Genomic DNA, 19,556 nt, shown 5'->3' on the forward strand with positions numbered 1-19,556 from the left:
TCGCCCGCGCGTTTGGTGGCCTGATCAGTAACCGGCCGTGGGTTGCGATGCTTTTTCCTCGACCGCTTTCGGGGCCGCGCTTGGCTGGGCGCCGCGGTTTGCTGGCACCCGAAGCCGGGTGCGTTCGACGCCCTCAGGCCACGGATCGACCATCTGCATCACGGTGTCGGCCGCCATCGCATTGCCCGCGCCTTGGGTCAGCCCGTCGAGACGCATCGTCTCCTCGGTGGCACAACCGCTGGCAGAGGCAAGCATTGCGACGGCGCCGATCATTGAAAGCGTTCGCATGCTCATTCCCTTGGGAGATCGAGGAAGTGGCCGACTTTTGTGGCTGGAGCGGCAGCGTCGGTTGCGGTCCCGCCATTGTGGGCGGCGTCGGCGGTTTTCACCTCCTCCACATTGCCCAGAAAATAATCGACATTGCTTGCCGGCAAGGTGCCGTCAGCCGGCGTCAGCGGCTTCTTCGATGGGTCCATCGGCTTAACGAGGTACGGCGTGACGATGATGACCAGGTCCGTTTCGCGCCGCTGATACGCTCTGGAACTGAACAGCGGGCCGAGCACCGGCAACTTGCCCAGACCTGGAACGCGCTGCTGAACCATGTCGTTCTCGCTTTGCAGCAAGCCCGCCATCATGAAACTCTGACCGCTTTTCAGATCGATCGACGTGTGCGCGCGCCGCACCACGAAACCCGGGATGGAGATGTTGCCGATATTGTAGGAAGCCGATCTATCGATCGAGGAGACCTCCGGCTCGATGTCGAGAGCGATCAGGCCGTCGCTGAGCACGGTCGGTGTGAAGTCCAGACTGACGCCGAACTTTTTGTATTCGACTGAGATATTGCCGTCCTCTTCCGAGACTGGGATCGGAAACTCGCCGCCCGCCAGGAAGCTCGCTTTTTCACCCGAGCGCGCAATCAGGTTCGGTTCGGCAAGACGTCGCGCGACACCGCGGTCTTCCAGAGCCTTGATGGCGACATCGATTGACACGCCGTTGGAGAGAAGGCCGCCGATGAGCTGTGCCGCGGGAGCCGCCTTAGAAACCGAAGGAGTGGAGTTGAATGAGACGCGGCCATTGCTGCCGATGTATGTCACGCCGATTTTGGTGCCGAGTTCCTGTCCCACCTGCCGATTGATTTCGACGAAGCGTACATTCAGCTGAACCTGCTGCGACGAGGAAATATTGACCGAGTTGATGACCGTTTCTTCGCCCGAAAAATTGGTGGCGATCCGAGTCGCCTTATCAACCGCCAACGCATCTTCGGCTGAGCCAGACAGAACAAGCCGGCCATTCGCCGAGCTAACCTTTATGTTGGCCCCCGGCACGCTGTCGCGGATGGTGCTGGCCAAGCGGTCGGTGTCGAGCGTCACCTCGATGTCCATCGTACCGACCAGTTTCTTGTTTTCGTCGAAGAGAGCGATGCCCGTGGTGCCGAGATTACTGCCGAGCAGGTAGAAGGAGCGGTCCGTCAGCGGCTTGACGTTGGCGATCTCTGGATCGCCGATGACGATCTCGTAGAACGGCACATCGGTCTTGATCGTTCTGGGCTTTCCCCTGGCGAGCTTGATCGACATGTTTTTGGTCGAGGTAATGTAAACCACGCCGTTGCCGGCCTCAGCGTTTCCAACGCCAACCAGAAAGTGTCCCGCCGCAAACGAGATCGCCAGCAAGGCTATTCCGGCAGCATGCGCGCCGCTCCGACACAAATTGCCCACCCACCCAAACATTGCCTGTCCCCAAAAATCCGGCACCCCTGCCGGTGTCGTGTCACTTGTCCGGCGCAACAACCTGATAGGATTGCGGGTTGGTGCCGCGCGTCACGATCACGGTCTTGAATTTTTGCGCTTCCGGCCCCTCTGCGGCGATCGCCTCGATGACTGCGCCCGCAGCATCCGACGCGCCGGCCGCCACCGAGCCGCCGAATGAAGAGATGGTCGTCAAACCGTCTGTCGAACCACCGCCTTCGCTTGAGGCGCGCAGCGACAGCGACAGCGTGCCCACCGTGCGGGCCAGCGCCACCTTCTGCGCGCCCTCGGCATTGACCTCGATGGTCACAGAATTAGCGATCTGCGGACTGATCTGCCGCTCGTCGGCGCCCTGGCCGACGGTCAGCACCTTGGCGCTCTCGACCACGATCTCGCTGGTCAGCGTCGAACCGGCCGCGCCTTCGGCATTTTTCGCGACTTCGGTGATGGCGCCGGCGTCGCGCGTCAGCACCACGTCGACATGGTCGCCGGGCATAACGAAGCCGCCGACGCCGGCTATTTCGTCGGTGCGGATTGTCACCGCCCGCATGCCGGGCGAAAGCAGGTTCGACAGCGTCGCGCGCCCATTGGGACCCGACAGTTTTGCAAGCAAAAGCGGCTCGTTGATCTCTAGGGGTGAAAGCACGACACGACTTCCCTCGGCCAAAGCTTCATTGATCGTCGTGAAGGCGCCCTGCGGAAGCGAATCCTGCGGCCACGGAATTTCCGCCAGTTGCGTCCGCTCTAGCGCCATGCCGAAGCGCAGCGGCGCCCTGGCGACGACGATCGTCTGAAACTGCATCGCCGGCGGCGCGGGCGTCGGAACTGCGAGCGAAATCTCTCCGGCACGAGCCTTTGCTTCGCTCTTAATCCAGAGGTCGGCGGCAAAGATCGAGGCCGCGCCGAACACCGCGGCGATGCCGATCATTGTAATGGCTTTGCCCTTCACGCCCGATACCCCAAAATGCACCCTTCTTGTCTTTTGTCTTTGGCCGGACGCTACCGGGCGATTCTGAACAATTAGAAACTTCGCTTATTCGAATTTGTGCTATCGTTGCGTCTGGTTACCGAACCCTTGGACCTTTTTCCGCAATTTGAGTGAGCGCCATTTGCTTTTGGGTCGAACTTCACTTGGCTTCGACGTTTCCGGCACGCCGTCACGTTGTTGGTTATCCCACACGGTCAATGCGGCCAGAAGCAATCGACAGTTTCATCAGGCCTCTGTGAAATGGTTCGCCATCTAATCTCCGATGGCGTCGCTACCGTGAGCGCCCGGGTCCCCGTTCGGTGATCGGCCTCGTCAAGACCCAGCGCGCCGGAACCGGTGTCTACATCACGGCCGGTGGCAGGACTTTCTGGCGTTTTATCTCGGCGTGCAGGCTGTTTCGACTACACGGAACATGCAGTTGGATATCCGGGCTGACCCATGGCGAAACCGATCTTGTACAGTGACGGTAATAAATTAGAGCGCACGCTTTCCGTCGCCATCTTCTTAATTGTATTTACGTGCGCGATCGTCATCTTATTTTTCAACATGGACTCTATTAGAACGAAAATATCGTATTCAAAATTGTTTTCGGACGAGACAAGACTGACGATAGCATCGGATCCTTTTCTAGCTGTACTAGGATTCTTTTCGCTATTCTCTGTTTCCGTGCTCTCGATGGTAATGATTTTGCTTTTAATTTGGCGCTGCTCTACGAAAGTTGCCCACGTCGTGTCTGAAGTATTCCGTGACGACCGTCCTTAACTCGATCACTTAGATAGAGCCGGCCTCCAAGACTTTGGATGTCACAGCGCGATCAGCCCCAACGTTTCAGAAAATCACGTCTGTCGCGCGGCATGGGGTCACTGCGACGCTGCCGGTGACAGTCGCAATATCCTTCCGGCTGGCTCGTCGGTCAACGCCATCACCGCGCCGTCGGGAGCCTGCACCACGTCTCGGATACGCCTGCCGAGAGCAAGGACTTCCTCGCCGGCGACCTGCTTTCCGTCGATCCTGACGCGAACGATGCCCTCCGCCGACAGTCCGCCAATCAGGAGGTCGCCTCGCCAATCGGCAAACATGTCGCCGGTGTAGAAGGTCATGCCGGAAGGCGAGATGACGGGCGTCCAGCTATGGATGGAGCCGGCAAACTCCGGCCTCGTCGACGGATCGGGGATGCGTTCGCCCGAATAGTGGCGGCCCCAGCTGACCACGGGCCAGCCGTAATTCCTGCCTGCTTCCGGAATGTTCAGCTCGTCGCCGCCGAGCGGTCCCATTTCCGCCGTCCAGAGCACGCCGGTTTCGGGATGGAGCGCAGCACTTTGCACATTGCGATGGCCGTAGGACCAGATCTCGTCGGCGCCGTCCTTGCCGACGAAAGGATTGTCGTCAGGCACAGAACCATCGGGATTGATGCGGACGATCGTCCCGAGATGATTGTTCGGGTCCTGCGCCTGCCGCATCTTGAAGCGCTCGCCGAGCGTGACGAAGAGCTTGCCGTCCGGCGCGAATACCAGGCGGGAGCCGTAGTGGTTCCGGCCGGAGACGGCCGGTTCCTGCCGGAAGATCACATCGAAGTTCGAGAGCGCGCTGCCGTTCTCGTCCAGACGTCCACGGCCGACGGACGTGGCCGCCCCGCCGCCCCGTTCCTCCGAGTAGGAGAGATAAACCGTCCGGTTGTTGGCAAAGTCCGGATCGAGCGCCACATCCAGCAGGCCGCCTTGTCCGCCGGCGAGGACGTCCGGCACACCGTCGATCGGATCGGAAACGGCACCGTCGGTCGAGACGAGCCGCAGGCGCCCCGGACGCTCGGTGACCAGCAACGCGCCGTCGGGCAGGTAGGTCGCGCCCCAGGGATGTTCGAGCCCTTCGGCAAAGGTCTCGACCGCAATGCGGCCTGTTTCGCTCTCGACGCTGCTGTCCTGCGCGAGCGAGGGCGCACCGAAGGCAAGAAGAACAGACGAAGCAATGAGTATCCGCAGCATGATTTCTCCATCCGAAGGGAGGTATAGGGAGGAGCCGCCGGCTCCCCGATATAATGACCAACTGCCGATGCGGTTCCAAGCTGGCGAGGCGCGCCCATGTTTTCAGCTATGACCATGTCCTTGCCGACGAGATGAGTCCGGCGCATGTGACACCTTCAGCACGCATCTACAGAAAAAGAAGCCAAATGAGCGCGAACTGAAACTAATTGAGACACAACTGAAACACATCTACGCGCAGGCGACATGCACGCGAAACGCTTTGGGGCGATGGTCACCCCCCAAGCCAGGAACGCAGGAGCGTCGCCGATGACACCCGACCAAATCAGACTTGTCCAGGACAGTTTTCGCGAAGTCGTCCCGATCCGCGTGGCCGCCGCGGCGTTGTTCTATGAACGCCTGTTCGCCATCGACGCGGATCTTCGCGCGCTGTTTCCGGTGAGAGACATGACCAAGCAAGGCGCCAAGCTGATGGCGAGCCTGGGCTTCGTCGTGCACGGGCTGGACCGTGCCGACACCATCCTCCCGACGGTGCGCGTGCTCGCCAAGCGTCACGTGACCTACGGCGTCGAGGAGCGTCATTACCCGATCGTCGGGCAAGCGCTCATCGAGACGCTGGCGGCCGGCCTCGGCACGGCATTTACGCCGGCTGTCCGCGAGGCTTGGGAGGCAGCCTACGGGTTGCTCGCAAGTGTGATGATCGCGGCTGCCCGTGAGGATCAGCTTGCCGCGTGATTTTTTGGGATGCAGCCGCAGGCGACCATCCACCCGAACGACAATGCCAAATGGAGAGAAACACCATGTTCAGATACACAGCTCTTGCAGCGCTTTGCGTCGTGGCAAGTTCCGCTTCCGCCGGCGAACTCACCGCCCGTCAGGGTGGGACCGTCGATCTCGGCAACTTTCACGGGGTCGTCTACTACACGGAGGCGGATGACGGCTACCGGGTGGTCACCACGATGGCGGCGGGCGAAGAAAGTTTGCCCGTACGCTTCGTCGCGACGCTCACCGAGGGCCAGGCGATGGTAATCTCGGTCCCGGGCGCGTTGACAGGGGCCGGCCAGGCACTCGAAATCTCGCGCACCCAGGGCAAGCTCGTCGTCGCGAAGGTGGAGTCCACCCAGTAGCGGGCGGAAAATTGACGTTGCGACGCAACCGGGTAGTCTGCGCCTGCTTCCGCGTTTTCCAACAGCGCGAAGAGACAAATCGGCACCGTCTTTGGGATGGTTATCGTCCTAACCTCGGAGAAACGAGATGCTCAAGGTGCAAAGTGCGGAAGTTCGATTTCGACTTTTTGAGTGTGGACAATTTTTCCTGATCCTGATGGGCGCTGGTCTACTTGCGTCGGCCGCTTTTGCCGATGTCGTCGAGCCAGCGACCCTCGCCGTCGCGGATTTCGAGTTCAGGGATACGTCAGGCGAAGTAAGGGACCAGACCGCCGAACACGAAGCGCGACTGAAGGCATTTGGGGTAGCGTTGCAGGATGGCCTTTCGGAGAAGATCAAGCTCGTCGCGTTACCCTGTCAGGCAGAACAGTGCACCATCAAGGACCCCGGCCTTGTCGATCTTTCGAAACAGGCAAGAACAGCCAGCGCGAAATATCTCCTGATCGGTCAGATGCACAAGATGAGCACGCTGGTCGGCTGGGTGAAGTTTGCAGTGCTGGATTTGAGCAACAACAAACCTGTCTGCGATCGATACCTGACTTACCGGGGAGATACCGACGAAGCGTGGCGACGAGCAGCAGAGTTCACGGCACGTGACGTCGAGAAGCACTGCATTCCGTAGGTATCGCGAAAAGCCCGGCGACCGAAACCGATAGCCGACAGCAACGCAATGCAAATGGCTTCGGTGATCAGACCGGCAGGAATGCGACGCCGTCGCGTGTTCGAGTCACGCAAGCGGCACCCGTGCCGTCGAGCATGTCGCCCCCTCTCGTGTTCAACGCCGCTACGCGCACGCGCCTGATCCAGTCGGCGGCATCCTCCCGGCCCTTGCGGCCCTTGAGCAGATCGAGCGCCGACAGCACGCGAAGGAACTTGGATTGGGCGCGGGCAGGGGTGTCGCTGTAGCCTTTGATCAGCCGGCGCCCTGAACCCAGCATGGAGTGGGTACCGCAATTGCGGCGTCAGGCGGCCTTCTTCTTCGCCAGCCTCGCCTTGATGCTGGCGACGTCGGCGCGCGGCGTCGCCGCAAACAGCGTCTTGGTGTAGCTGTGCTTGGGGTCGGCAAATACCTCGTCGCGCGAACCATATTCGACGGCCTCGCCGTAATACATGACCATCACGTCGTCGGCGATGTAGCGCACCACCGACAGGTCGTGGCTGATGAAGACATAGGTCAGCTTGAACTCGTCCTGCAGGTCGGCAAGCAGATTGAGCACCTGCGCCTGCACCGACAGATCGAGCGCAGAGACCGGCTCGTCGAGCACCAAAAGGCTCGGATTGAGCATCAGAGCCCTGGCAATGGCGATGCGCTGGCGCTGGCCGCCCGAGAACATGTGCGGGTAACGGTTGTAATGCTCCGGTCCAAGGCCGACCTTCTTCAGCATCTTCATGGCGAGATCGCGCCGTTCGTCGGCCGGCGTGTCGGTGTTGATGAGCAGCGGCTCGCCCAGCACATCGCCGATCTTCTGGCGCGGATTGAGCGAACCATAGGGGTTCTGGAACACGATCTGCACCTTGCGGCGCATCTCCTTCGTCAGCCCATCCCTGGCGATGTCGACCTTGTTGCCGTCGATGAAGAGCTCGCCTGCCGTCGCGGGATCGATCAGGGTGATTATGCGGGCGAGCGTTGACTTGCCGCAGCCGCTTTCGCCGACGATGGCCAGCGTCTTGCCCTTGTCGACACTGAACGAGACGCCCTTGACCGCATGCACCGTACGCGAGGGGCGAAAAAGGCCGCCGCCGACATGGTAGTCGCGCACGATGTTCTTGCCTTCGAGAACCGTCGCACTCATGGCGCGGCTCCCGTTGCCGGCTGGGTTGCCGCGGCAGGCCCGTTTCCCGCAGCAGAGGGGGCCGGTTCGAACAGCATGTCGGAAATGGTCGGCAGCCGATCGCCGACGGCGTTTTCCGGCAGCGCCGACAGAAGCGCGCGCGTGTAGTTGCTCTTCGGCTGCTCGAACAGCGACAGAACGTCGGCCTCCTCCATCTTGCGGCCCTTGTACTGGACGATGACGCGGTCGGCGGTCTCGGCCACGACGCCCATATTGTGGGTGATCATGATCAGGCCCATGCCGTATTTGGCCTGCAGGCCGACCAAAAGATCGAGGATCTGCTTCTGGATGGTGACGTCGAGCGCGGTGGTCGGCTCGTCGGCGATCAGCAGCTTCGGATTGCAGGCGATGGCGATGGCGATCATGACGCGCTGGCACTGGCCGCCCGACATCTGGTGCGGGAACGAGTTCAGCCGCTCTTCCGGATCGGCAATGCCGACCAGCTTCATCAGCTCGATGGCACGGGCCCGACGCTGGGCGCGGTCCATGCCCATATGGAAGCGCAGCACCTCCTCGATCTGGAAGCCGGCGGTGAAGCACGGATTGAGGCTGGCGATCGGTTCCTGGAAGATCATTGAGATGTCCTTGCCGACGATCTTGCGGCGCTCGGACGGACTGAGCTCGAGCAGATCGACGCCGTCGAAGGCCATGCGGTCGGCCTTCACCGTCGCCGTGTTCGGCAACAGCCCCATCACCGCCAGCATCGCCACCGATTTGCCGGAGCCGGATTCGCCGACGATCGCCAGCACCTCGCGCGGCTCGATCGACAGGTCGATGCCTTGCACCGCCATGAACGGTCCGGCGGCGGTATCGAAGGACACGGTAAGGTTCTTGATTTCGAGAAGAGGCATGGTCACGACCTCTTCAGCTTGGGATCGAAGGCATCGCGCAGCCCATCGCCGATCAGGTTGATCGCAAGCACAGTGATCAGGATGGCAAGGCCGGGGAAGGTCACCACCCATGGCGCGCGCAGGATGAACTCGCGTGCCGTGGCCAGCATCGTGCCCCATTCCGGCGTTGGCGGCTGCGCGCCGACGCCGAGGAAGCCGAGAGCCGCGGCCTCGAGAATGGCGTTGGAGAAGGACAGCGTCGCCTGCACGATCAGCGGCGCCATGCAGTTCGGCAAGATCGTCTTCACCATCAGCCTGAGATGACTGGCACCGGCCACCTTGGCGGAGATCACATATTCGCGGTTCTTTTCGGCCATCACTGCCGCGCGTGTGAGCCGCGCGAAATGCGGCTGCAGCACCAGTGCAATCGCCAGCATGGCGTTGAACAGGCCGGGTCCGAGGATCGCCACAAGAACCAGGGCAAGGAGCAGCGACGGGAAGGCGAGGATGACGTCCATGATGCGCATGATCAGCGTATCGACCCAGCCGCGGAAATAGCCGGCGAGCACGCCGAGGATGATGCCGCTGGTCAGCGAGAAAACAACGACGACCAGACCGATGAACAGCGAGAACCGCGCCCCGAAAATCAGCCGCGAAAGCATGTCGCGGCCGACTGCGTCGGTGCCGAGCAGGAACATCGACCTGCCGCCCTCCTGCCAGGCCGGGGGCGTCAGCAGCGCATCGCGAAACTGTTCGTCAGGCGAATGCGGCGCGACCAGCGGCGCGAAAATCGCCACCAGCACCAGGGCAGTGAACACAACCAGGCCGATGACGGCGCCGGTGTTCATCGAGTAGTAATGCCAGAACTCGGTGAAGGCGCGTTGCCGGCCGCCGGCTGGGATGGCGGCGGCGGTGGCTTCTGCCGTGGTTTGGTCGGTCATCTCACTGCACCCGGATACGTGGGTTGATGACGGCGTAGAGCACGTCGACGATCAGGTTCACCGCCATGACGATCAGGGCGATGATCAGCAAGCCGCTCTGGACGACGACATAGTCGCGCTTGGCGATCGCGTCGATCATCCACTTGCCGATACCGGGCCAGGAAAAGATCGTTTCGGTCAGGATGGCGCCCGCCATCAGCGTGCCGACCTGGAGGCCGATGGTGGTAACGACGGGGATCAACGCATTGCGAAAAGCGTGAAGCCCGATGACACGGCGCGGCGCCAGGCCCTTGGCGCGGGCGGTGCGGACGTAGTCCTCGCCCAGCACCTCCAACATCGCCGACCGCGTCTGGCGCGCTATGACGGCAAGCGGAATCGTCGCCAGCACGATCGCCGGCAGGACCAGGTGACTGGCGGCGGACCTGAAAGCGCCGCTCTTGCCGGAGATCAGGCTGTCGATCAGCATGAACCCCGTCGTCGGCTTGAAGAAATACTGAAGGCCGATGCGGCCGGAAACCGGCGTCCAGCCGAGATAGCCGGAGAAGAAGATGATGAGCAGCAGCCCCCACCAGAAGATCGGCATCGAATAGCCGGTCAGCGCCACACCCATCGTCGCCTGGTCAAACCATGATCCGCGCTTGACCGCGGCGAAGATGCCGGCGGGAATGCCGATGAGTACGGCGATGATCAGCGCGATCGTCGCCAGTTCCAGCGTGGCCGGAAACAGCGCCTGGAATTCACCGAGCACAGGCCGCTTGGTGGCGATCGATATGCCGAAGTCGCCGGTCAGGACCCTGCCGATATACTCGAGATACTGGACGACATAAGGCCGGTTGTAGCCAAACCGCTCGATAAGCTCGGCGTAGCGTTCGGGGCTGACGCCGCGCTCGCCGGCCAGGGCCAGGATCGGGTCGCCCGGCAGAAGCCGGACGAAAGCGAACGCCGCCAGCGATATGCCGAACACGGTCGGGATGATCAAGGCGAGCTTGTGGAGGAGATAACGGAGCATCTTACTTCATAGAACGGCGGCGCCGGAAGTCCAGCGCCGCCGTCCAATCTCTCAGGGGTTATTCGGTGACGTCGACGCCGTCAAACCGATGAATGCCGAGCGGGTCCATGACGAAGCCAGAAACCTTCTTGTTCATCGGCATGAAGACCTTGGAATGGGCGATGGTCAGCCACGGGGCCTCACGCTTGAACACGACCTGAGCTTCTTCGTAGATCTTGGTGCGCTCGGCGACATCAGTGGTCGCCTTGCCCTTCTGCAGCAGGGCTTCGAACTCCTGGTTGCACCAGATCGCATAGTTGGACTGGCCGATGGCATCGCAGCCGAGCAGGAACAGGAAGTTGTCCGGATCGCCATTGTCGCCGGTCCAGCCCAATTGGAAGGCACCGTCACGATCCTTCTGCTTGCCGCGTTCGCGATACTCGGTCCACTCGTAGCTGACGATCTCGGCCTTCACGCCGATCTTGGCATAGTCGGCCTGGATCAGTTCCGCGACCCTTTTGGCGTTCGGATTGTACGGGCGGCTGACCGGCATTGCCCAGATCTTCATCGACAGGTCCTTGACGCCGGCGTCGGCCAGCATCTTTTTGGCCGCGTCCGGATCGTATGGATCGTCCTTGATATCCTTGTTGTAGGACCACATCGTCGGCGGGATCGGGTTTATGGCCGCCTGGCCAGCGCCCTGATAGACCGCATCGAGAATGGCCTGCTTGTTGACGGCCATGTTGAGCGCTTTGCGGACCTCGACCTTGTCGAAAGGCGCCTGCGTCGTGTTGTAGGCCATGTAGCCGATGTTCAGGCCTTCCTGCTCGTCGACCTTGAGGTTTGGGTCAGCCTGCAGGCCGGCGATGTCGGCCGGCGCCGGGTACGACATGATATCGCACTCGCCTGCCTTCAGCTTCTGCGCGCGCACGGCCGGATCGGTCGTGATGGCAAAGATCAGATCGTCGATCTTCTGGCGGCCGCCATAGTAGCCGTCCCATGCCGCATAGCGGATGACCGCATCGACCTGGTAGTCGACGAACTGGAACGGACCGGTGCCGATCGGCTTCTGGGTGAATTGCTGCCTGGTGCCGGCCTTGTCGAGCTGATCGGCATATTCCTTGGAGACGATCGAAGCGAAATCCATGCCGAGGTCCGGCAGGAAAGCGACTTCAGGCTTGTTCAGCACGAATTTCACCGTCAGGTCGTCGACCTTGACGATTTCCTTGAGAAGATCCGGGAAGCCCATGCCGGCAAAATATTCCCAGCCGGTGCCTGCCAGATAATCGAACCACGGGTTTTCCTTCTTCCACTGGCGTTCGAAGGAGAAGATCACGTCGTCGGCGTTGAGATCGCGCGTCGGCGTGAAGTAGTCCGTGGTCTGGAACTTCACACCCGGCCGAAGCTTGAACGTGTATTCGAGACCGTCGTCGGAAACCGTCCAGCTCTCGGCGAGGCCAGGCGTGATGGTGGTCTTGCCGTGTTCGAACTCGACCAGGCGCGAATAGATGGTGCGCGACGACGCGTCGAAGTCGTTGCCACCGCTCCACGGCGATGGGTCGAAGCCGGCCGGCGACGCCTCCGAGCAGTAGACCAGCTGTTTCGCATTGGCCATGCCGCCGAGGACGCTTGCGGCCAGCAACGCGGCCGCAAAAGTCAGTTTCTTTTTCATGGAGGACTCCCTGATGTTCTTCCAAGCCCCTCTATCAGGCTCGCGAAGCGCGCATATAAGCACCGTTTTTCCGGCTTTGGAACACCCCGTTTGCCTACCCCATGGGAAGCAGAATTTATTTCTGCGCACTCGCCAAAAAGGAGAAGGAAATGTCAATTACTGCCTATCACGGGATTGTTAACGACTGCATTTTTTTATTGATCTTCAACCCGGCGTTGGTGAGCAACTGCGACCTTCCGCTTGTCGTCGGCGCGGAAGATTTTCTTTCCCGTCTTGCCGCGGGGGCAGACTTGCACGGCTGCCGATAGTCGCAATACATAGATGGCAGGCTGGATTTCCTGGATGCCGGCAGCAGCGGAGGACGTCTCTGGCATTCGGAGGCAACGCGGCGGGCAAGCAGAGACAATAAGAACAACCGACGGAGGGACAGGTGGCAAAAGCACCAAGGACAACGGCCCCAGCGAAAGCGAAGGCCCAAACTGCCGCAAAACCGGCCAGCTCCGACAAGCCAAAGGCGCCGACGGCCGACGCCGCTGCCAAGCCGAAAGCGGCCCCGACAACGGTTTCATCGGCGCCGAAGCCGGGTCCGGCCACGAGATTGCCGAAAGCGGTTGAAGCCGGACCGCCGGAAAAGCCTTGGCTCAAGAGCTATCCGAAGGTCGTTCCGGCCGAGATCGGCGCCCTGCCCTTCGGCTCCATCGGCGATCTGCTCGCCGACGCCTGCAAGCAGTATGCCAGCCGGCCGGCCTTCACCTGCATGGGCAAGACCATCACCTATGCGGAAGTCGAGCGGCAATCGGCCGCCTTCGGCGCCTATCTGCAGTCGACGGGACTGCAGAAAGGCGCACGCGTGGCGCTGATGATGCCGAACGTGCTGCAATATCCGGTGGCGATGATGGCAGTGCTGCGCGCCGGCTATATCGTGGTCAATATCAACCCGCTCTACACGCCGCGCGAGTTGGAACATCAGCTCAAGGATTCAGGTGCGCAAGCCATCGTCATTCTCGAGAATTTCGCCAACACCTTGCAGGCGGTGATCGCCAAGACGGCGATCAAGCATGTCGTGGTCGCGGCGATGGGCGACATGCTTGGCGGCCTGAAAGGGACGATCGTCAATCTCGTCGTGCGCCGCGTGAAGAAGATGGTGCCGGCCTGGTCGCTGCCGGGCCATGTCAAGTTCAACGCCGCGTTGACGGCAGGCGCCGGCATGAATTTCAAGCCGGTGCATGTCGCTGCCGACGACGTCGCCTTCCTTCAATATACCGGCGGCACCACCGGCATCTCGAAGGGTGCGGTACTGCTGCACAGAAATGTGCTGGCCAACGTCGCACAGAATGCGCTCTGGATCGAGGACGCCTTCACGGTCAAGCCGAAGCCGGCGCATCTCAACTTCATCTGCGCGCTGCCGCTCTATCATATCTTCGCGCTGACGGTGAACGCACTGATGGGCATGCAACTGGGTGGCCAGAACATACTCATTCCCAATCCGCGCGACATTCCCGGGTTCGTCAAGCAACTCGGCAAATACCCGATCCACATCTTTCCGGGCCTCAACACGCTGTTCAACGCGCTGCTCAACAATGAGGATTTCCGCAAGCTCGACTTCAAGCCGCTGATCCTGACGCTTGGTGGCGGCATGGCGGTGCAGAAGGGTGTCGCCGAACGCTGGAAGGCGTTGACCGGCTGCCCGGTCACCGAGGGTTACGGGCTTTCGGAAACTTCGCCGGTGGCCACCGCCAACACATTCAGCAATGGCAACTTCACCGGCACGATCGGCCTGCCGCTGCCCTCGACCGAGATCGCCATCCGCGACGACGACGGCAACGATTTGCCGCCCGGCGAAGTCGGCGAGATCTGCATCCGCGGACCGCAGGTGATGGCCGGCTACTGGAACCGGCCGGATGAGACCGCCAAGGTGATGACCAAGGATGGTTTCTTCAAATCCGGCGACATGGGCTTTATGGACGAGCGCGGCTACACCAAGATCGTGGACCGCAAGAAAGACATGATCCTTGTGTCCGGCTTCAACGTCTATCCGAACGAACTCGAGGAAGTGGTGGCCCTGCATCCGGGCGTGCTCGAAGTGGCGGCGATCGGCGTGCCGGACGAGCATTCAGGCGAAGTGCCAAAGCTGTTCGTCGTCAAGAAGGACCCATTGCTGACCGCTGAGGTGCTGACCGTCTATTGCCGGGATAACCTGACCGGCTACAAGCGGCCAAAATACATCGAGTTTCGGACCGAACTGCCGAAGACGCCGGTGGGCAAGATCCTGCGGCGGGCGCTACGGGGATAGGGATATTTTGCGCGATTGCCTTACTGCCGACGACGCGGCGGACGCGCTTTCCCGTCCCGATCCGCTGGCATTCATCAAGGCGAACATGCGTATCGCCCCTGTTCCCGAGCTTCCCGAAATCCGGCTTTATGCAGCCCATCCAGCGAGCGGTTTGTGGCGGCTCACGCATCAAGAAGGACAAGCAGCCGAGCCGGAAGGAGAAGAAACCGAAGCCGACGAGTACGGGCCCGAGCCGCAGCCACCTTACTGGGCCTATGCCTGGGCGGGCGGCGCGGTGCTTGCCCGCTACATCCTCGATCGGCCGGAGTCCGTGGCCGGGCTTCGCGTGCTCGACCTCGGCGCCGGCTCGGGCCTCGTCGGCATCGCCGCGGCAAAGGCCGGCGCCAGACAAGTGATCGCGTCCGAGATCGACCGCAACGGGGTCGCCGCGCTCGGTCTCAATGCGGTGGCGAACGGTGTTGCGATCACGGTGGTCGGCGAGGATATCACCGCTGGTCCGCCGCCGCCGGTGGATGTCGTGGCGGCCGGCGACTTGTTTTACGGGCAAGATCTCGCCGACCGGGTCATCTCCTTCCTCGATCGCTGCCTGGCCGCCGGCATCAATGTGCTGATCGGCGACCCGGGCCGGGCCTACCTGCCCCGCTCGCGGCTTCGCCTGCTGGCCGAATACCAGGTGCCGGATGTCGGCGAGGCAAAAGATGCGGCAACGAAGCTGAGCGGCGTCTTCTCGTTCGAGCCGGAGCAGCCCTGCGAGTTCAGGTCGTCTCCTTGACTCTTGCCGAAAGAAAGTCGGGCAGGTCGGCAACCGAATCCAGAATGACGTCGGCGATCTGCGACAGCGATTCCCGCGTGCCGGTGCCGGAGAGCACGCCGATCGCCAGACCGCAGCCGCCGGCCCGCGCCATCTCCAGATCGTGGCGATTGTCGCCGACCATGGCGATCGCGGCCGGCCTCAGGCCGGTCAGGTCCGAGAAGGCGAGGATCGTATCGGGCGCCGGTTTCGGATTGGCCACCGCGTCATAACCATAGGCGGCGTCGAACAGCTGCGCGACGCCCAGCGTCAGCAACGTCTTTTCAGCGCCGGTGGTCGAATCGTTGGTGGCGACGCCGAGCCGGTAGGATTTCCTGTGAAGAACGCCAAGCGTCTCGACGATGCCCGGCAGCGCCACCGCCATCGCCGAGCCCTGCACCGACGTGATCTCGTTGAAGCGAGCGACGGCAAGCATCTGGTCTTCGTCGGACAGTCGCGGAAACCAAAGCTCGACGACATCCATGTTGGTGCCGGAGGCAAAGATGGAATCGGGCTTGAAGCGTTTGGTGGCGAAATCGTAGCCCGCCGCCGCTAGCAGCCTGTCGGCCTTCCAGCGGTCGCCCTCCGACGCATCCATCGCCATGAAATCGGCAACGCCGAGCCATGTCGCATTGAAGTCGACAAGCGTGCCGTCCTTGTCGAACAATATTCCCTTGATCTCGGCCAAGCCGCTTACTCCGATCCGCGCAATCGGTGGATGTGTCCCACCAGTCCGGCGGTCGAAGCGTCCCGCTTTGCGGCATTCTCCTTGCCCTCCACGACAGGCAGCAGGCCGGTCGCCAGTTCCTTGCCGAGCTCGACGCCCCACTGGTCGAAGGAATTGATGTTGAAGAGCGTGCCTTCGACGAAGACGCGGTGCTCATAAAGCGCGATCAGCCGTCCGAACGTATGCGGATCGAGTTGTCTGTAGAGGATCGTCACTGAGGGCCGGTTGCCGGAGAAGACGCGGTGCGGGGCGATCCTGTCGACTTCGGCGGGCGCCATGCCCTTTGCCAGCATCTGCGCGCGCGCTTCCTCCAGCGTGCGGCCCTTCATGAAGGCCTCCGACTGCGCCAGGCAGTTGGCGAGCAGCAGATTGTGGTGATGCTTGAGATCCGGCTCATGGCCGATGGCCGCGGCGAGGAATTCGACTGGAATGAAATCGGTGCCCTGGTGGAGCAGCTGGAAGAAGGCGTGCTGGCCATTGGTGCCGGGCTCGCCCCAGACCAGTGGGCCGGTCGGCGTGGTCACAGTGCCGCCGTCGAGGGTTACGCTCTTGCCGTTCGATTCCATGTCGAGCTGCTGCAGATAGGCCGGCAGCCTGGACAGGCGCTGATCATAGGGAATGACGGCGCGGGCGGGGTATTGGCAGATCACCCGATGCCACCAGCCGATCAATCCCATCAGCGCCGGCAGGTTCCTGGCCAGCGGCGCCGTCTGGAAATGTTCGTCCATCGCGTGCGCGCCATCGAGAAAGGCGCGAAAATTCTTCGGGCCGACGGCGATCATCACCGGCAGGCCGATCGCGCCCCAGACTGAGTAGCGTCCACCGACCCAGTCCCAGAAGCCGAAGACGCGGTCGGACGCGATGCCGAATTTGGCCACCAGGTCCAGCGCCGTCGAGACGGCGGCGAAATGCTTACCCACCGCTTCCTTGCCCAGCGCCTTCCGCACCCATTCGCGCGCCGTCTCGGCATTGGTCATCGTCTCGATGGTGGTGAAGGTCTTCGAGGCGACGATGAACAGTGTGGTTTCGGCGGAAATGCCCTTCAGCGTGTCGTGGATATGGGCGCCGTCGATGTTGGACACGTAATGCGTGCGCGGCCCGTCGTGATAGGGCGCCAGCGCCAGCGTCGCCATGGCCGGGCCAAGGTCGGACCCGCCGATGCCGATGTTGACGATGTCGGTGATCCTCTTGCCGGTGGCGCCGGCGGCCTTGCCAGAGCGCACGGCATCGGCGAAGGCGCCCATCGCATCGAGCACGGCAACAACCTCCGCCTTCACGTCCTGGCCGTCGAGCACGATGCCCTTGCCGTTCAGGTTGCGCAGCGCGGTGTGCAGCACGGCGCGGCCTTCGGTGACGTTGATCCTCTTGCCCGAGAACATCGCGGCGCGCCGGCCTTCGAGATCGGCGGCTCCCGCCAGCTTCTCCAGCAGATCCATCGTCTGCGCATCGACCGCGCATTTCGACCAGTCGAGCAGCAGGTCGCCGTCGGTGGCGGAGAATTTTTCGAAGCGCTGCGGATCGGCAGCGAAAGCCTCGCGCATGCTGCCCGATTTGGCCGCGCGGTGATCGCGCAGGGCGTCGAGCTGTTTCTGAAAGGACGATTGATCCACTGCCTCACTCCGAGCTTGAGATGCCAACATAACAGACCGGATGTTTCCGGCGCGTGTCGTCGCGTCCAAACTATCTAGCCGAAATCCACTGGTTTCAATGCGCAGCGATGACGCACTGCGTCAGGCAGCGATGACGCGTTGCGTCACGCTAGGATGATGCACGGCGTCACGCCGGGATGACGCACTGGCCTCACGCCGCGATGACGCGTTGCGTCACGCGGGGGAAGGATCACTGGCGTAAATCCCAGCGATCAGAAAAATTGATTGGCGCAACAGCTTGTGCCACCGGTACATTCGACTGGTCCAGCCAAGTGAAAAAAGCTGGCCATCGAGGAACACCTTCCATGCCACAGCGAAACGACACGGCCATATGGTCCGGCCTGTTCCGGATTTCGGCGGAATCCGGCCAGACCCTGCAGGCGCAGATCCGTCAAGCGATCGTCGCCGCCATCCTCGACCGGCAGATCGCCGCCTCGATGCCGCTTCCGTCCTGCCGGATCCTGGCCGAGAAACTCGGCGTGGCGCGCGGCACCGTGGTACTGGCCTTCCAGCAGCTCGTCGACCAGGGTTTCCTGGTGGCGCGCGAACGGCGCGGCCATTTCGTCAATCCCGACGTGCTGGCGACGCCGGCCAAACCGCATCAGAAGGCGCCCGACCAGGCCAACGAGATCGACTGGAAGGCGCGTCGGCAGATCGCGGCCAGTGACATGCCGCCGCCGGCCAAGCACGACAACTGGATCAAGTCGTCCTACCCCTTCGTCTATGGCCAGTTCGATCCGGCGCTGTTCCCGACCGCCGAGTGGCGCGAGTGCAACCGCATGGCGCTCGCCGTGCTCGAGATCCGCAACTGGGCGTCCGACATGGTCGACCGCGACGATCCGCTGCTGATCGAGCAGATCCAGGCGCGGCTGTTGCCGCGGCGCGGCATCTTCGCCAATCCCGATGAGATCATCGTCACGCTCGGCGCGCAGAACGCGCTCTACATGCTGGCGACGCTGCTGATGACCAAGGGCTCCAAGGTGGCCATGGAAGACCCCGGCTATCCCGACGCACGCTCGATCTTCCGGCTGGCGGGTGCCGACGTCGCACCGGTTCCGGTCGACCATTCCGGCATTGTAACCGCTTCTATTCCCAACGATTCCGGCTTCGTCTTCGTGACGCCCAGCCACCATTGCCCGACCATGGTGCCGCTGTCGGCGGAGCGCCGGCAGGATTTGCTGGCGCGCGCCAATCGCCACAACCAAATCATCATCGAGGACGGCTATGACAGCCAGCTTCTGGACGAGGCGCCGCAGCAGGCGCTGAAGAGCGTCGACCGTTCCGGCCGCGTCGTCTATGTCGGCTCGATGTCGAAGACGCTGGCTCCGGGTCTGCGGCTCGGCTACATCGTCGCCTCGGCCGGGCTGATCTCCGAGCTTCGCGCGCTGCGCCGCTTCATGCTGCGTCATCCGCCGGCCAACAACCAGCGCGCGGTCGCGCTGTTCCTGTCGCTTGGTCATCACGAGGCGCTGGTGCGGCGACTGTCGAGCGCCTTCGACGAACGGCGCAAGCGTCTGATCCATGCGATTTCCGCCTTCCTGCCTGAGTGGCGCTCGACCGATTCCGCCGGTGGCGCGTCGCTCTGGCTCGAAGGGCCGCGCGGCACCGATTCGCGCGGGCTAGCCGAGGCCGCCGCCTCGCGCAGTGTCATCATCGAGCCCGGCGACCGCTTCTTCGACCGCACCGAAAAGCCGTCACGCTTCATGCGGCTGGGCATCTCCTCGATCGCGCTGCAGCACATCGAGCCCGGCATCCGAGAACTGGCGACGGCGGCCGGGCGCAGACCGGCGGCGGCTTGATGCCTCGTCCGGGCCGGGACCGGCCACCGTTCTTTAGCGCTCTGGCATATGCGACGGGACCGTCTGGCTCATAGGCTGTGCCAATGCCGACGGCATAGTTCGAAGCATAAGGGGACGAAGCGGGCCGATGGTGGACCAACCACCTGGTGGACCAACC

At 62.3% G+C, this 19,556-nt stretch carries 18 protein-coding genes and 1 pseudogene; 7 read left to right on the top strand and 12 right to left on the bottom strand.

Translation table 11 applies throughout. The features are described from left to right. Positions 1-24: 24 nt before the first annotated feature. From AC0L3I_RS04555 to AC0L3I_RS04570, 4 genes are all read right to left on the bottom strand, one after another. Positions 25-273, bottom strand: a complete 249-nt coding sequence (locus AC0L3I_RS04555; RefSeq protein WP_473526114.1) for a hypothetical protein — start codon at positions 271-273, stop codon at positions 25-27. A 17-nt stretch (positions 274-290) separates the two neighbouring features. Then, positions 291-1,727 (bottom strand): type II and III secretion system protein family protein, encoded by a 1,437-nt coding sequence (locus AC0L3I_RS04560; protein ID WP_473526115.1) that lies wholly within the window; start codon positions 1,725-1,727, stop codon positions 291-293. Between the two features lie 40 nt (positions 1,728-1,767). Further along, complete coding sequence (gene cpaB, locus AC0L3I_RS04565; protein ID WP_473526116.1) at positions 1,768-2,694, bottom strand: Flp pilus assembly protein CpaB; 927 nt, start codon at positions 2,692-2,694, stop codon at positions 1,768-1,770. Positions 2,695-3,593: 899 nt separating this feature from the next. Next, positions 3,594-4,715 (bottom strand): PQQ-dependent sugar dehydrogenase, encoded by a 1,122-nt coding sequence (locus tag AC0L3I_RS04570; RefSeq protein ID WP_473483995.1) that lies wholly within the window; start codon positions 4,713-4,715, stop codon positions 3,594-3,596. Positions 4,716-5,021: 306 nt separating this feature from the next. On the opposite strand from AC0L3I_RS04570, the gene AC0L3I_RS04575 reads away from it, so the two are divergent. The 3 genes from AC0L3I_RS04575 (at position 5,022) to AC0L3I_RS04585 (ending at position 6,500) form a co-directional block, all read left to right on the top strand. After that, the gene (locus tag AC0L3I_RS04575) at positions 5,022-5,447 is read left to right on the top strand and encodes a globin family protein (protein WP_473483997.1); all 426 of its coding nucleotides are present in this window, start codon (positions 5,022-5,024) and stop codon (positions 5,445-5,447) included. 65 nt (positions 5,448-5,512) lie between these two features. Continuing rightward, positions 5,513-5,839, top strand: coding sequence for a hypothetical protein (locus tag AC0L3I_RS04580; RefSeq protein WP_473483999.1), 327 nt, complete (start codon positions 5,513-5,515; stop codon positions 5,837-5,839). A 127-nt stretch (positions 5,840-5,966) separates the two neighbouring features. Beyond that, positions 5,967-6,500 carry a DUF2380 domain-containing protein gene (locus AC0L3I_RS04585; RefSeq protein WP_473484001.1) on the top strand — a complete coding sequence of 178 codons (534 nt, stop codon included), beginning with the start codon at positions 5,967-5,969 and terminating at the stop codon, positions 6,498-6,500. 67 nt (positions 6,501-6,567) lie between these two features. Here AC0L3I_RS04585 and AC0L3I_RS04590 read toward each other — a convergent pair. The 6 genes and pseudogenes from AC0L3I_RS04590 to AC0L3I_RS04615 all read right to left on the bottom strand — a co-directional run. Next, a pseudogene (locus AC0L3I_RS04590) lies at positions 6,568-6,801 on the bottom strand (hypothetical protein); the annotation flags it as partial. Positions 6,802-6,840: 39 nt separating this feature from the next. Beyond that, positions 6,841-7,671 (bottom strand): dipeptide ABC transporter ATP-binding protein, encoded by an 831-nt coding sequence (locus tag AC0L3I_RS04595; protein WP_473484003.1) that lies wholly within the window; start codon positions 7,669-7,671, stop codon positions 6,841-6,843. Further along, complete coding sequence (locus AC0L3I_RS04600; RefSeq protein ID WP_473526117.1) at positions 7,668-8,561, bottom strand: ABC transporter ATP-binding protein; 894 nt, start codon at positions 8,559-8,561, stop codon at positions 7,668-7,670. Before AC0L3I_RS04600 ends, AC0L3I_RS04595 begins: the two co-directional genes overlap by 4 nt. 2 nt (positions 8,562-8,563) lie before the next feature. Next, positions 8,564-9,481: an ABC transporter permease subunit gene (locus AC0L3I_RS04605; RefSeq protein ID WP_473484007.1), complete on the bottom strand. Its 918-nt coding sequence runs from the start codon at positions 9,479-9,481 to the stop codon at positions 8,564-8,566. Between the two features lies 1 nt (position 9,482). Then, positions 9,483-10,490, bottom strand: a complete 1,008-nt coding sequence (locus AC0L3I_RS04610) for an ABC transporter permease subunit (protein WP_192357740.1) — start codon at positions 10,488-10,490, stop codon at positions 9,483-9,485. 58 nt (positions 10,491-10,548) lie between these two features. After that, positions 10,549-12,141: an ABC transporter substrate-binding protein gene (locus AC0L3I_RS04615; protein ID WP_473484009.1), complete on the bottom strand. Its 1,593-nt coding sequence runs from the start codon at positions 12,139-12,141 to the stop codon at positions 10,549-10,551. A 149-nt stretch (positions 12,142-12,290) separates the two neighbouring features. On the opposite strand from AC0L3I_RS04615, the gene AC0L3I_RS04620 reads away from it, so the two are divergent. From AC0L3I_RS04620 to AC0L3I_RS04630, 3 genes are all read left to right on the top strand, one after another. Further along, a complete protein-coding gene (locus AC0L3I_RS04620) occupies positions 12,291-12,449 on the top strand; it encodes a hypothetical protein (protein ID WP_473484011.1) in 159 nt (52 codons plus the stop codon). A 122-nt stretch (positions 12,450-12,571) separates the two neighbouring features. Continuing rightward, positions 12,572-14,434, top strand: a complete 1,863-nt coding sequence (locus AC0L3I_RS04625; RefSeq protein ID WP_473526118.1) for a long-chain-fatty-acid--CoA ligase — start codon at positions 12,572-12,574, stop codon at positions 14,432-14,434. 7 nt (positions 14,435-14,441) lie between these two features. Further along, positions 14,442-15,206, top strand: coding sequence for a class I SAM-dependent methyltransferase (locus AC0L3I_RS04630; RefSeq protein ID WP_473484017.1), 765 nt, complete (start codon positions 14,442-14,444; stop codon positions 15,204-15,206). Here AC0L3I_RS04630 and AC0L3I_RS04635 read toward each other — a convergent pair. After that, positions 15,190-15,912: an HAD family hydrolase gene (locus AC0L3I_RS04635; protein WP_135933569.1), complete on the bottom strand. Its 723-nt coding sequence runs from the start codon at positions 15,910-15,912 to the stop codon at positions 15,190-15,192. The two genes, AC0L3I_RS04630 and AC0L3I_RS04635, sit on opposite strands and share 17 nt — an antisense overlap. 5 nt (positions 15,913-15,917) lie before the next feature. Further along, positions 15,918-17,561 carry a glucose-6-phosphate isomerase gene (gene pgi / locus AC0L3I_RS04640; RefSeq protein WP_473526119.1) on the bottom strand — a complete coding sequence of 548 codons (1,644 nt, stop codon included), beginning with the start codon at positions 17,559-17,561 and terminating at the stop codon, positions 15,918-15,920. Positions 17,562-17,905: 344 nt separating this feature from the next. Between pgi and pdxR the strand changes: the two genes are divergently transcribed. Beyond that, a complete protein-coding gene (pdxR, locus tag AC0L3I_RS04645) occupies positions 17,906-19,399 on the top strand; it encodes a MocR-like pyridoxine biosynthesis transcription factor PdxR (protein ID WP_473526120.1) in 1,494 nt (497 codons plus the stop codon). The last annotated feature ends 157 nt before the right edge of the window (positions 19,400-19,556 follow it).

The organism is Mesorhizobium sp. WSM4840 (genome assembly GCF_055811755.1).

Bases quoted from the DNA above. Each gene is read 5' to 3' on its own strand.
- AC0L3I_RS04560 (WP_473526115.1), bottom strand. From the start codon at position 1,727: ATGTTTGGGTGGGTGGGCAATTTGTGTCGGAGCGGCGCGCATGCTGCC.
- AC0L3I_RS04555 (WP_473526114.1), bottom strand. From the start codon at position 273: ATGATCGGCGCCGTCGCAATGCTTGCCTCTGCCAGCGGTTGTGCCACC.
- AC0L3I_RS04585 (WP_473484001.1), top strand. From the start codon at position 5,967: ATGCTCAAGGTGCAAAGTGCGGAAGTTCGATTTCGACTTTTTGAGTGT.
- AC0L3I_RS04595 (WP_473484003.1), bottom strand. From the start codon at position 7,671: ATGAGTGCGACGGTTCTCGAAGGCAAGAACATCGTGCGCGACTACCAT.
- AC0L3I_RS04605 (WP_473484007.1), bottom strand. From the start codon at position 9,481: ATGACCGACCAAACCACGGCAGAAGCCACCGCCGCCGCCATCCCAGCC.
- pdxR (WP_473526120.1), top strand. From the start codon at position 17,906: ATGCCACAGCGAAACGACACGGCCATATGGTCCGGCCTGTTCCGGATT.
- AC0L3I_RS04600 (WP_473526117.1), bottom strand. From the start codon at position 8,561: ATGCCTCTTCTCGAAATCAAGAACCTTACCGTGTCCTTCGATACCGCC.
- AC0L3I_RS04610 (WP_192357740.1), bottom strand. From the start codon at position 10,490: ATGCTCCGTTATCTCCTCCACAAGCTCGCCTTGATCATCCCGACCGTG.
- AC0L3I_RS04580 (WP_473483999.1), top strand. From the start codon at position 5,513: ATGTTCAGATACACAGCTCTTGCAGCGCTTTGCGTCGTGGCAAGTTCC.
- AC0L3I_RS04570 (WP_473483995.1), bottom strand. From the start codon at position 4,715: ATGCTGCGGATACTCATTGCTTCGTCTGTTCTTCTTGCCTTCGGTGCG.
- AC0L3I_RS04615 (WP_473484009.1), bottom strand. From the start codon at position 12,141: ATGAAAAAGAAACTGACTTTTGCGGCCGCGTTGCTGGCCGCAAGCGTC.
- AC0L3I_RS04575 (WP_473483997.1), top strand. From the start codon at position 5,022: ATGACACCCGACCAAATCAGACTTGTCCAGGACAGTTTTCGCGAAGTC.
- AC0L3I_RS04620 (WP_473484011.1), top strand. From the start codon at position 12,291: ATGTCAATTACTGCCTATCACGGGATTGTTAACGACTGCATTTTTTTA.